Origin of the sequence: Streptomyces chumphonensis (assembly GCF_014779715.1) — a bacterium.
GTDB classification, from domain to species: Bacteria; Actinomycetota; Actinomycetes; order Streptomycetales; family Streptomycetaceae; genus Streptomyces; species Streptomyces chumphonensis.
This window is the reverse complement of record NZ_JACXYU010000002.1, coordinates 85,530-96,863: the sequence shown is the minus strand read 5'-3', so window position 1 is coordinate 96,863 and position 11,334 is coordinate 85,530. Positions and strand designations below refer to the sequence as shown.

The following is an 11,334-nucleotide window of genomic DNA, read 5'->3' as shown; positions in this document are numbered from 1 at the left end:
CACGCGGCTCAGCCGAGCGCGCGCAGCCCGGGGACGAAGGCGACCAGCAGCGGGACCACGGGGATGAGCGAGGCCAGCGCCGTCACGCGCAGCCGCCGCCCGACCGACAGCCGGTTCGCGGGCCCGAGCAGTCGGCTCACCCGCTGCGGCAGGTCGTCGTGGACGTGGGCGTGGTCGCCGCCCGGGCCGAACACCCCGCGGTCCTCGTTCAGCCCGACCAGCGCCAGCGCCGTGGTCAGCCGGCCGCAGCGGCGGGACGCGACGTCGTCGGCCGCCAGCTCCACCAGGCGGTGCATCTGCTGCCGGAAGGCCCGGAAGACGGGCACCCGGGGGAAGGCCGAGGCCAGGGCCGAGGACGAGTGCAGCAGCCAGTCGTGGCGTGCCCGCACGTGCCCCTCCTCGTGTGCCAGGACGGCGTCGAGCTGACGTCCCTTGAGCCGGTGCAGGGCCGCCGTGGTGATCACCAGCCGGGCGTCGGCGCCGGGCAGCCACCAGGCGCCGGGACGCGCGTCCTCCAGCACGGTCAGCCGACCCCCGTCGGCCTCCTCCTCGCCGGGCAGCCGGGGCGAGCGCTCCCGCAGCTCCGCGCGGCGGGCCCGGCGCGCGGCACGGACGCCGAACACCTCCCGGCCGAGCATCGCCGCCGTCCAGGCCCCGCCGCCGAAGAGCGCGACGGCGAGCACGGCGGCCCACGGATCGCCCTCGCCGGAGAGCGCGTAGGCGTCGATGACCTGTTGGGGGGCGGGCGCGAACACATGGCCCCGGACGGCCTGCCACGCCTCCGCGCCGCACAGGGCCATGGCCAGGACGCAGCACAGCAGGACGGCCGCCACGACGCACTGCCACACCCACAGGGCGAGGATCGGTTCCCGATCCGCCCAGGAACTCCGGGCCAGCAGCCGCGGCGCCGTCGCCGCGGTCAGGCCACCCAGCAGGATGAGGGCGAACGCGACCGTCATGGCGCCAGCCTAGGACGGCCCGCTACCCCTCGGTACGCCGACCGTCCCGAAGTGACGCACGCCTCACCGGGCCCGGTGTGCCTCATCAGCCCAGCAGCATCGCGCACATGGCCAGCGCGAGGGTGAGCCGGCAGGCGTCGGTCACGCCGGGCGAGGCGAGGACGGCCGACGGTGAGGGACCGGGCCCGCCCGAGGCGGCCGGCACGGGCAGCAGCCGGACGCCGCCGGCCACCGCGTACCCGGCGAAGTAGAGCAGCAGGCCCCCGGTCACCACGGCGGGTCCGCCGTGGTGACCGGCACTCATGCTGAGGACCAGGTAGCCCATGGCCGCCGCCTCGGTGAGGTGGTGGAGCTGGTGCCCCATCCCGCGTGAGCGCAGGCTGAGCGCCCACAGCGCCGAGGCGGCGAACAGGGCCACGTAGAACGGCCCGGGAAGCCGGGCGCCGGGTACCGACATGAGGGCCATCGACCAGGCCATGACGGTCTCGGCGACGGCCGCCTCCCGCGCCCGCCGCGCCGCCCGGCCGGCCGTGCCGCCGACGGCCCCCCGGCGGGCGCGGGTCAGACAGACCGCGCCCGCCAGCGCACACACGCCCGTCAGCAACCAGCCGACCAGTGCCGGGCCGTGCATGGCCACCTCCCCATCCCCTTGCCGGGGAGTGTGCCCTCAGGAGGCGGTGGCGCATGGGGGCGCGCCGGGGCAGAGGGGGCGCGTCGACGTCAGATGCCCGGCCGGTACCGCAGCGGGTGGTCGTCGGGGATCTGCACCACGCACAGCCGGACGTCGTCCGGCGCGGCGACCCACATCTCGATCAGCCCCCACGGTTCGCGCACCGGCGCGCGCAGCACGTCCACGCCCCGGTCGGCGAGCTCACGGTGCGCCTCGGCGGCGTCGGCGACCTGGAGCCACAGCCGCAGCCCCGGCGCGCTGGGGCGCTCGGAGCGGCCGGACACCTCCAGGAAGCCGCCCCCGAGGAAGTAGACGGTGCCCCGCTCGGGGCCGGTCCCGAACTCCCGCTGGACGGCGAGCCCCACGCGCCTGCCGTAGAAGTCCCGTGCCTCCTCCGGGTCGGTCGGTCGCAACAACACCCTGCTGCTCAGTACGTGAACCATGCGGTGACTCTAGGGGCTGTCGCCCCGCGGGAGACCCTTCGCGGAGGGCCTCCCGCGCGGTGCCCGCACCCGAAGGCGCCGGGTTAGGCTCGGGCGCCATGGACACCGCACAGCCCGCCCTCACCTTCCGGACGGCCACCGAGAGCGACGTCGATCCCCTGGTCGCCCTCGTGGAGTCCGCCTACCGGGGCGAGTCCAGCCGCGCCGGCTGGACGACCGAGGCCGACCTGCTGGACGGCCGCCGCACCGATCCCGAGGGGGTGCGCGCACTGGTGGCGGACCGCAGCAGCCGGCTCCTGGTGGCGGAGCGGGAGGGGCTGCCGGTCGCGTGCTGCCACCTGGAGCGGCGGGAGCGGCCGGAAGGACCGGTCGCCTACTTCGGCATGTTCGCGGTCCGCCCCGGTCTCCAGGGCGCCGGGCTCGGGCGCCGGGTACTGGCGGAGGCCGAGCGCACCGCGGCCGCGCTGTGGGGCGCCCGCATGATGGAGATGACCGTCATCACCCAGCGCGAGGACCTGATCGCCTGGTACGTGCGACGGGGCTACGCGCGGACCGGCCGGACGAGCCCCTTCCCCTACGGGGACGAGCGCTTCGGCATCCCGCGCCGACCGGACCTGTGCTTCGAGCTGCTGGTCAAGCCCCTGGGCTGACCGCCGGGGCGTCCGCCGGGACGTCGGCGAGCGCGCGCCCGATCTCCGGCAGGTCCGTCACGACCCCGTCCAGACCCAGCTCCCGGGCCCGAGCGAGCTCCTGCGGCGTGTTGACGGTCCAGCTGATGACCTTGATGCCCGCCGCGTGGCAGCGCTCGACGACGTCCGGTCGAAGGTGCCGCAGCTCGCAGGAGACCGTCCCGGCGCCCAGGCGGGCCGCCCGTTCCGGCGCCGTCGGTGTCGAGCCACCGGTGACCAGGGCGATGGGGATGTCGGGGAGACGCCTGCGGGTCTCGGCGAGTGCCTCCTCGTGGAACGAGATCACCCAGATCCTGTCGTGCAGCCGTCGCCGTTGGACGACCTCGGCCAGGACGCGCGCGGCGGCCCCGTTCTTGATCTCCGCCTGCAGGGGGGCCGTGACGGCGTCGACGACCTCGTCGAACACGGGCACGCGTTCCCCGAGGCCGGCGTCCAGGCCGCGCAGTTCCGCCACGGTCATGTCGCCCACGCGCCCGGACCCGTCGGTGGTGCGGTCCACCTCGGCGTCGTGCATGACGACCAGCTCCCCGTCCTTGCTCAGGTGCAGGTCGAGCTCGATCATGTCCAGGCCCTCCGCCTGCGCGCGGCGGAAGGAGCGGAGCGTGTTCTCCGGCTCGACTCCCATGACCCCGCGGTGCCCGACGGTCAGCAGTCCCACGTGGTTCTCTCCTCGTTGTGCGGGGTTCCCCCGGTCCGGCGTCGACCGGGCGCCAGCCTAACCGGCGCGGCCAAGTCGGGCTGAACGTGAGACGTCCGCCGGGTGGCCTGGGCCGAACGGGTGAGACAGGGGAGCGAAGGTGCGAACTGTACTGAACGGCACTTTCCTTGCATTTCACCTCGGACGTCCTGGGCTTCCGAGGTTCGGCCGAAAGAATCCTGCATTTTCCTCAGCAGTTCGGGAAGATTTCCTGCGTCTCCGCTTGAGGTGTGGGACGTGATGTGCCTACGGTAGGTCGTACAAGATTTTCTTCCGTGGAGGGACAGCGATGACGGATATTCTTTCGCCTGCGTTTGCCGAGGGAGATGTTCGTCCTGTCGGCTCGTCGATATCCGCGCCGGTGGACGCTGCCGAGCGGGTGGTCGGCCACCCCGCCTGGACCGAACTGAAGGACGCCGTGGAGCGGATCCGCCCCTGGCAGACGAAGGACGGCTCCGTCGACTTCGCGGCCGAGGACGCGCCCACCCGGGAGGTCGTCGAAGCCGAGGTCGAGCGGGTCGCCGCCGCCGTCGAGCGGCTGGCGCCGCTGCTGCCGCACAACGCCTCCTACCACCGGGCCCTCGTGGCCGACCTGCGCCGCTGGGCCGAGGACGGCTTCCAGGTGCCGGACTTCCTGGACTCGCTGCTGGCCTTCCAGCCCGCCGAGCAGCGCGTGGACGGGCGTCAGCACCTCGTCGTCTTCCCCATGTACACGCAGAACGGCAACCCGAACCGCAACCTGGAGGCCGTCGTCCTGCGCATGGTGTGGCCCGACTGGCTGGCCGACCTGGAGCGCACCCGCTACGACAACCCGCTCTTCCTCGGCATCACCTTCGAGGACTTCACCAGCGGCTACGACACGCACTCGGCCGTCCTCTTCCCCGAGACCATCGCGGTGCGCGAAGCCCCGGAGCGGTTCACCTGGGGCGGCATCTTCTGCGACCGCGAGGCGGCCCGTTTCCGCCGCGTCGTCGAGTCCGCCTGCGACGTGACCAGCCTGCGACTCCCCGAGGACGCCCTGGCCCTCCTCGGCGACCAGGAGCGCACCCAGCAGGCCTTCGTGCTGTGGGACATGGTGCACGACCGCACGCACAGCCACGGGGACCTGCCCTTCGACCCGTTCATGATCAAGCAGCGCCAGCCGTTCTGGATGTACGGCCTGGAGGAGCTGCGCTGCGACCTCACGGCCTTCCACGAGGCCGTCAAGCTGGAGGCCGACGGCGTTCCGCAGGGCCGTGACGTGCAGTACGCCGTCCTCCTGGACCGCCTGTTCCGCTTCCCCGTCAGCGGGGAGCGCAACCGCAACTACGACGGGCTCGGCGGTCAGCTGCTCTTCGCCTACCTCCACCAGAGCGACGCCCTGCGCTGGACCGACAACAAGCTCACCATCGACTGGGACCTCGCCCGCGAGGTCACCGTCCAGCTCCGCGAGGAGATCGAGACGCTGTACCGCCGGGGCATCGACCGGCCCAAGCTGGTGCACTGGCTCAAGGCCTACGAGCTCGTCTCGACGTACCTGGCCCCGCACCCCGGCTCCACCTGGGCCAAGGGGCCCGAGGCCCTCGACCTGAGCCTGCCGCCGCGCAAGCTCGTCGACGAGGTGCATCCGGACGAGTTCCCGCTCAGCATGTTCTATGAGGCGCTGGCCAAGAAGCTGCGCAGTGTGATCGCCTCGACCGAGGGCATCACCGCGGACCGCGTCACCGCCCCCGTGGCGGCGTGAGCGCACGCGGCACGGGCCGTGACGGCGGCGGCGACGGAACAGAGCGACAGGCGGGCACAGTGGAGGCGAGTGGCATGACGAGCGGTACCCCGGGCAACGGCGGAGCGGGATCACTGGAGGGCGCGGTCGTGGCCGTGGCCGGGGCCGGTGGACCCGCCGGACACGCGACGCTGCTGCGGCTCGCGGAGGCGGGCGCCGTCGTCGTCGGCGCCGACGCGGACCCGCAGCGGCTGGCCGAAGGGGTCGACGCGGCCCGCTTCGCCCACGGCGGCGCCACCGTCGTCGGCGACACCGTGGACCTCCTGGACCTCGACGAGACGCGGGAGTGGGCCCGGCGCACCGAGAAGGAGTTCGGCCGGATCGACGGGCTGGTCCACCTGGTCGGAGGCTGGCGCGGTTCGGCGACCTTCGCCGACACCGACCTCGCCGACTGGGAGCTCCTGGAGAAGCTGCTCATCCGCACCGTCCAGCACACCTCCCTCGCCTTCGAGGGCGCGCTCGCGCGGTCGGGCCGGGGTCGTTTCCTGCTCGTCAGCGCGGCCGGGGCGGGCAGGCCCACGGCCGGCAACGCCGCCTACGCGGCCGCCAAGGCCGCCGCCGAGGCGTGGACGCTCGCCATGGCCGACGCGTTCCGCAAGGCGGGGGGCGAGCGGGGACCGCAGGCGGCGGCTGCGATCCTCGTCGTGAAGGCGCTGGTGCACGACGCGATGCGCGCGGAGCGCCCGAACGCCAAGTTCGCGGGCTTCACCGACGTCACCGACCTGGCGGACGCGATCACCGGCACCTGGTCCACCCCCACCGAGGAAGTGAACGGAAACCGCCTGTGGCTCACCCCGAAGCCCTGAACGACCCCACACGCGCACGGACCGACGCCAAGCGGCGCCACGACCCCCGGGCCCGCGGGTTCGCCAGCGACAACTACGCGGGCGCCCATCCGGAAGTGATGGCGGCGCTCGCGCTGGCCAACGACGGGCACCAGACGGCCTACGGCGGGGACGAGTACACCGGGCACCTCCAGCAGGTGGTGCGTCGGCACTTCGGCCCCCGCGCGGAGGCGTTCCCCGTCTTCAACGGAACGGGCGCCAACGTCGTCGCGCTCCAGGCGGTCACCGACCGCTGGGGCGCGGTCATCTGCGCCGAGAGCGCGCACATCAACGTCGACGAGTGCGGGGCGCCCGAGCGGGTGGGCGGGCTCAAGCTGCTCACCGTCCCCACCGAGGACGGCAAGCTGACCCCCGAGCTGATCGACCGGGAGGCCTACGGCTGGGACGACGAGCACCGCGCCATGCCGCAGGTCGTCTCGATCACCCAGAGCACGGAGCTGGGCACCCTCTACACGCCCGCGGAGATCAAGGCCATCTGCGAGCACGCACACGAGCGCGGCATGGTGGTGCACCTGGACGGTTCACGGATCGCCAACGCCGCCGCCTCCCTCGACGTCCCCATGCGGACGTTCACCAACGTGGCCGGGGTGGACCTGCTCTCCCTCGGCGGCACGAAGAACGGGGCGCTGTTCGGCGAGGCCGTGGTCGTCCTCAACCCCGGTGCCGTCCGGGGCATGAAGCACCTGCGCAAGCTCTCGATGCAGCTGGCCTCCAAGATGCGCTTCGTCTCGGTGCAACTGGAGGCCCTGCTGGCGGGGGACCTGTGGCTGCGCAACGCCCGGCACGCCAACAGCATGGCCCGGCGGCTCGCGGAGGGCGCCGGTGCGGTCAAGGGCGTGGAGATCCTGTACCCGGTGCAGGCCAACGGCATCTTCGCCCGGCTCCCGCACGACGTCAGCGAGCGGCTGATGAAGCACTACCGCTTCTACTTCTGGGACGAGGCGGCGGGCGTCGTGCGCTGGATGTGCGCCTTCGACACCACCGAGGAGGACGTCGACGGGTTCCTCGCGGCGCTGCGGGCGGAACTGGACTCCGGCTCCTGAGCCGGCCGCCGAAGCCGCCGACGGCCGCCACCGGGCCCCCGGGCCCGGTGGCGGCCCTCTCTCACGGCTGCGGAGGCGCCGGCGCGGTGCCGCCGAGGTGGGCGGGCAGCCACCAGGAGTCGTCCGCGTTCTTCGGCCGGGCCGGGTAGGCGCGCTGAGCGGCCTCCAGCAGCTCCTGCACCCGGCCGCGCAGCCGCTCGGTGACGGCGCCCACCGACTCCCCGGCGCGGGGGAGGAGCGGAGCACCGACGCGGATGGTGATCGGGAAGTGGTTGCGCCCGAAGTCGCGGGGGCGTCCCTTCGTCCACAGGCGCTGCGTGCCCCACAGGGCCACCGGGAGGAGCGGGACGTCGGCCTCCTGGGCCATCCGCGCCGCGCCGCTCTTGAACTCCTTGAGCGTGAACGACGGAGAGATGGTCGCCTCCGGGAAGACGCCGACGATCTCCCCCGACCGCAGCGCCCGCACCGCGTGCCGGTAGGCGTCCTTGCCCGCCGCGCGGTCCACCGGGATGTGCTTCATGGCCCGCATCAGGGGGCCGGAGACCTTGTGGCGGAAGACGGACTCCTTCGCCATGAAGCGCACCAGCCGCTTCGCGGGCAGTGCGGCCCGTCCGGCGAAGATGAAGTCCAGGTAGCTGATGTGGTTGCTGACCAGGACGGCACCACCCCGCTGCGGCACGTGCTCGGTCCCCTCGATGTCGAAGCGCAGGTCGATCGCCTTGAACCAGGTGAGCGCCGTGCGGATGACGGGGGGATAGACGAGCTCTGCCATGGGGGTCCTTCGAGAAAGCGGCCGCCGGGCGGGGTGCCCGGCCGGTCCCTGTGAACTTACGCGTCCGTAACTTCCCGGACCAGCCCGGGGTGAGGAGATCCCGATCACGTTGTTCGCGGCCCCGCCCGCCGGCCGGGAAAGCGCCGCGCGCGACGCGAAGTCCGCACGTCACAGCGGCCGTACGCGGCGGCGGGGCGCGGGCGGGCGCCCCGCCGCGCAGGGGCCGGGATGCGATGCTGGCAGGGACGGAAGGACCGGTCGGCCGGGCGGCCGGTCGGCCACCGGCGACCGGAGGAGAGAAGAGGCGGGCATGACCGAGCGGAACCGGGCACGGCGGCTGAGCGCGGCGGATCTCGCCGTGGCCCGGCTGGGGGAGCGGGCCACGCTCGTGCAGTTCTCGACGGCGTTCTGCCAGCCGTGTCGGGCCACGCGCGGGGTGCTGCGGCAGGTCGGCGGCATGGTCGACGGCGTGCTCCACGTGGAGGTCGACGCCGAGGACCGACTGGCGCTCGTCCGCGACCTGGGAATCGAGGCCACCCCCACCGTCCTGGTGCTCGACGGTGGCGGGCGCGTCGTGCGCCGGGCCGTCGGCCCCCCGCGCACCGTGGACGTGATCGCCGCACTGGGCGAGGTCCTGTGAGTGGCGCGTGACCGATCTCGCACCCTCCGGCCCCCGCGGCCGCTTGACGCCGCCCACCGCCAATCGTCAGGGTGACGCTATGGGTGAGGTCAGACGGTCCGGGAGCCGCCGGTGAGGCCGCGGGACGCGGTCGGCGCCGCGGTGCTCGACGGCGGTCCCGACCTGCTGCGGGCCGCGTTCCGCCGCCATCCGGCCGGGGTGGCCGTGATCACCGCCGCCGAGCCCGGTGCGGGCGGTGCGGCGGTGCGGCCGGTCGGCTTCACGGCCTCGTCGGTGGCGTCGGTCGCCGCCGACCCGCCGCTGCTGTCCTTCGGCGTGGGCACCGGTTCGTCCAGCTGGCCGGTCCTGGCGGAGGCCACCCATGTGGGGGTGCACTTCCTGGGCGAGCACCAGCAGGGCCTGGCCGAGACGTTCGCCCGGCACGGCGCGGACCGCTTCGCGCCGCCGCTTCAGTGGCGCCCGGGTCCCTTCTCCGTTCCCGTCCTGGGGGACGTCCCGGTGTGGCTGGTGTGCCGGGTGGCGGGCCGGGTGCCCGCCGGCGACCACCGTGTGGTCGTCGCCGAGGTCGTGGCGGGCGACGCCGACGGGCCCGGTCGGCCGCTGCTCTATCACCAGGGGCGCTTCACGGCGTTGCGTGATTGAGTCGAGTCAGCGTTTCGCTCGTCCCGCGTTGGCAAGGTCACAGTTCACCGGCCTTGCTTCCCGGGAAAGTGATGGATGTACTGGCGAGTAATAAACTGGTCGGAGGGACCGGCCCACCCGGCCGGAACCCGCCCCAGCAGGCGCCTATGCTGCCTGCGAAGGCAGCAGCCCGTAAAGACGATGCAGTAGGAGAGCCGGCGTGAGCTTGAGGATCGTTGTCTGTGTGAAGTACGTGCCCGACGCCACCGGCGACCGGCACTTCGCCGAGGACCTGACCACCGATCGCGACGCGGTGGACGGCCTGCTCTCGGAGCTCGACGAGTACGCGGTGGAGCAGGCGCTGCAGATCGCCGAGAACGCCGACGACGCCGAGGTCACCGTGCTCACGGTCGGCCCGGAGGACGCGAGCGACGCGCTGCGCAAGGCCCTGTCCATGGGCGCCGACAAGGGCGTGCACGTCGAGGACGACGACCTGCACGGCACCGACGCCATCGGCACCTCCCTGGTGATCGCCAAGGCCATCGAGAAGACCGGCTACGACCTGGTGATCTGCGGTATGGCCTCCACCGACGGCACGATGGGCGTGCTGCCCGCGCTGCTGGCCGAGCGGCTCGGTGTGCCGCAGGTGACCCTGCTCTCCGAGGTCTCCGTCGAGGACGGCAAGATCACCGGGCGCCGGGACGGCGACTCCGCCACCGAGCAGCTGGAGGCCGCGCTGCCGGCCGTCGCCTCGGTCACCGACCAGTCCGGCGAGGCCCGCTACCCCTCCTTCAAGGGCATCATGGCGGCCAAGAAGAAGCCGGTGGAGTCCCTGGACCTGGACGACCTGGACATCGAGGCCGAGGAGGTCGGCCTGGACGGTGCCTGGACGAAGGTCGAGGACGCCACCGCACGTCCGGCCCGCACCGCCGGCACCGTCGTGAAGGACGAGGGCGAGGGCGGCAAGCAGCTCGCCGAGTTCCTGGCGGGCCAGAAGTTCATCTGAGCACCGCCGCCCGCCCCAAGCCCGCACATTCTTCGCAGGAGCGATCCCATGGCTGAAGTCCTTGTCTACGTCGACCACGTGGACGGTGCCGTCCGCAAGCCCACCCTGGAGCTGCTGACCCTCGCCCGCCGTATCGGCGAGCCGGTCGCCGTCCACCTCGGCGCCGGTGCCGACACCGCCGCGGCGACCCTGGCCGAGTACGGCGCGGTGAAGGTCCTCGCCGCCGACGCCCCCGAGTTCGCCGACTACCTGGTCGTACCCAAGGTGGACGCGCTGCAGGCCGCGTGCGACGCGGCGTCCGCCGACGGCTCCCCGGCCGCCGTGCTGCTGCCCTCCTCCGCCGAGGGCAAGGAGATCGCCGCCCGCCTGGCGCTGCGGTTGGGCTCCGGCATCATCACCGACGCAGTCGACCTGGAGGCCGGTGACGAGGGTCCGGTGGCCACCCAGTCGGTGTTCGCCGCCGCCTTCACCACCAAGTCCCGCGTCTCCAAGGGCACCCCGGTCATCACGGTCAAGCCCAACTCCGCCGCGCCCGAGGCCGCCCCGGCCGCCGGAACCGTCGAGCAGCTCCCGGTCTCCTTCGGCGAGCTGGCCACCGGCACCAAGGTGGTCTCCCGCAAGGAGCGCGAGTCGACCGGGCGCCCGGAGCTGACCGAGGCCGCGATCGTGGTCTCCGGCGGCCGTGGCGTCGGCGGCGCGGAGAACTTCAACGTCGTCGAGGCGCTGGCCGACTCCCTCGGCGCGGCCGTGGGCGCCTCGCGCGCCGCCGTCGACGCCGGCTGGTACCCGCACTCCAGCCAGGTCGGCCAGACCGGCAAGACCGTCTCGCCGCAGCTGTACGTCGCGGCCGGCATCTCCGGTGCGATCCAGCACCGCGCCGGCATGCAGACCTCGAAGACGATCGTCGCCGTCAACAAGGACGCCGAGGCCCCGATCTTCGACCTGGTCGACTACGGCGTGGTCGGCGACCTGTTCGAGGTCGTCCCGCAGCTCACCGAGGAGGTCACGGCCCGCAAGGGCTGACCGCCTCCGGCGCACCACGGCCGGGGTCCGCGCAGCAGTCGCTGTGCGGACCCCGGCCGTTCGCGTGTCCCACCCGACCGGCGGGCGGGTGTTGACGCGAGGGGAGCGGGAGGCATAGCGTCCAAGAAATTCAACGTTTTGTTGATGGTTCGAGGATTCGCGGT

At 73.1% G+C, this 11,334-nt stretch carries 13 protein-coding genes; 8 read left to right on the top strand and 5 right to left on the bottom strand.

Translation table 11 applies throughout. From position 1 onward, the window contains the following. Nucleotides 1-8: 8 nt before the first annotated feature. The 3 genes from IF129_RS05710 to IF129_RS05700 all read right to left on the bottom strand — a co-directional run bounded on the left by IF129_RS05710 (nt 9) and on the right by IF129_RS05700 (nt 2,072). Nucleotides 9-959, bottom strand: a complete 951-nt coding sequence (locus IF129_RS05710) for a M56 family metallopeptidase (protein WP_191208372.1) — start codon at nt 957-959, stop codon at nt 9-11. Between the two features lie 85 nt (nt 960-1,044). After that, nucleotides 1,045-1,590 carry a DUF5134 domain-containing protein gene (locus tag IF129_RS05705; protein ID WP_191208371.1) on the bottom strand — a complete coding sequence of 182 codons (546 nt, stop codon included), beginning with the start codon at nt 1,588-1,590 and terminating at the stop codon, nt 1,045-1,047. Nucleotides 1,591-1,679: 89 nt separating this feature from the next. After that, complete coding sequence (locus IF129_RS05700; protein WP_191208370.1) at nt 1,680-2,072, bottom strand: VOC family protein; 393 nt, start codon at nt 2,070-2,072, stop codon at nt 1,680-1,682. A 98-nt stretch (nt 2,073-2,170) separates the two neighbouring features. Between IF129_RS05700 and IF129_RS05695 the strand changes: the two genes are divergently transcribed. Beyond that, the gene (locus IF129_RS05695) at nt 2,171-2,722 is read left to right on the top strand and encodes a GNAT family N-acetyltransferase (RefSeq protein WP_191208369.1); all 552 of its coding nucleotides are present in this window, start codon (nt 2,171-2,173) and stop codon (nt 2,720-2,722) included. Here the strand turns inward: IF129_RS05695 and IF129_RS05690 are convergent. Continuing rightward, on the bottom strand, nt 2,706-3,419 hold the full coding sequence (locus IF129_RS05690; protein ID WP_191208368.1) for a glycerophosphodiester phosphodiesterase: 714 nt from the start codon (nt 3,417-3,419) through the stop codon (nt 2,706-2,708). The genes IF129_RS05695 and IF129_RS05690 overlap by 17 nt on opposite strands. Nucleotides 3,420-3,747: 328 nt before the next feature. Between IF129_RS05690 and IF129_RS05685 the strand changes: the two genes are divergently transcribed. The 3 genes from IF129_RS05685 to IF129_RS05675 all read left to right on the top strand — a co-directional run bounded on the left by IF129_RS05685 (nt 3,748) and on the right by IF129_RS05675 (nt 7,108). Then, nucleotides 3,748-5,181: a DUF6421 family protein gene (locus IF129_RS05685; protein ID WP_191208367.1), complete on the top strand. Its 1,434-nt coding sequence runs from the start codon at nt 3,748-3,750 to the stop codon at nt 5,179-5,181. A 74-nt stretch (nt 5,182-5,255) separates the two neighbouring features. Beyond that, a complete protein-coding gene (locus tag IF129_RS05680; RefSeq protein WP_191208366.1) occupies nt 5,256-6,026 on the top strand; it encodes an SDR family NAD(P)-dependent oxidoreductase in 771 nt (256 codons plus the stop codon). Then, nucleotides 6,005-7,108 (top strand): threonine aldolase family protein, encoded by a 1,104-nt coding sequence (locus IF129_RS05675; protein WP_318153570.1) that lies wholly within the window; start codon nt 6,005-6,007, stop codon nt 7,106-7,108. The genes IF129_RS05680 and IF129_RS05675 overlap by 22 nt, the downstream gene beginning before the upstream one ends. 61 nt (nt 7,109-7,169) lie before the next feature. On the opposite strand, the gene IF129_RS05670 is transcribed toward IF129_RS05675, so the two are convergent. Beyond that, nucleotides 7,170-7,880, bottom strand: a complete 711-nt coding sequence (locus IF129_RS05670) for a lysophospholipid acyltransferase family protein (protein WP_191208365.1) — start codon at nt 7,878-7,880, stop codon at nt 7,170-7,172. Between the two features lie 310 nt (nt 7,881-8,190). On the opposite strand from IF129_RS05670, the gene IF129_RS05665 reads away from it, so the two are divergent. The 4 genes from IF129_RS05665 (at nt 8,191) to IF129_RS05650 (ending at nt 11,170) form a co-directional block, all read left to right on the top strand. Beyond that, entirely contained in the window at nt 8,191-8,520 is a 330-nt protein-coding gene (locus tag IF129_RS05665) for a TlpA family protein disulfide reductase (RefSeq protein ID WP_191208364.1), read from the top strand. Nucleotides 8,521-8,631: 111 nt separating this feature from the next. Beyond that, a complete protein-coding gene (locus IF129_RS05660; RefSeq protein WP_191208363.1) occupies nt 8,632-9,162 on the top strand; it encodes a flavin reductase family protein in 531 nt (176 codons plus the stop codon). Nucleotides 9,163-9,361: 199 nt separating this feature from the next. After that, nucleotides 9,362-10,147 carry an electron transfer flavoprotein subunit beta/FixA family protein gene (locus IF129_RS05655; protein ID WP_191208362.1) on the top strand — a complete coding sequence of 262 codons (786 nt, stop codon included), beginning with the start codon at nt 9,362-9,364 and terminating at the stop codon, nt 10,145-10,147. Between the two features lie 48 nt (nt 10,148-10,195). Beyond that, complete coding sequence (locus tag IF129_RS05650; RefSeq protein ID WP_191208361.1) at nt 10,196-11,170, top strand: electron transfer flavoprotein subunit alpha/FixB family protein; 975 nt, start codon at nt 10,196-10,198, stop codon at nt 11,168-11,170. Nucleotides 11,171-11,334 lie beyond the last annotated feature (164 nt).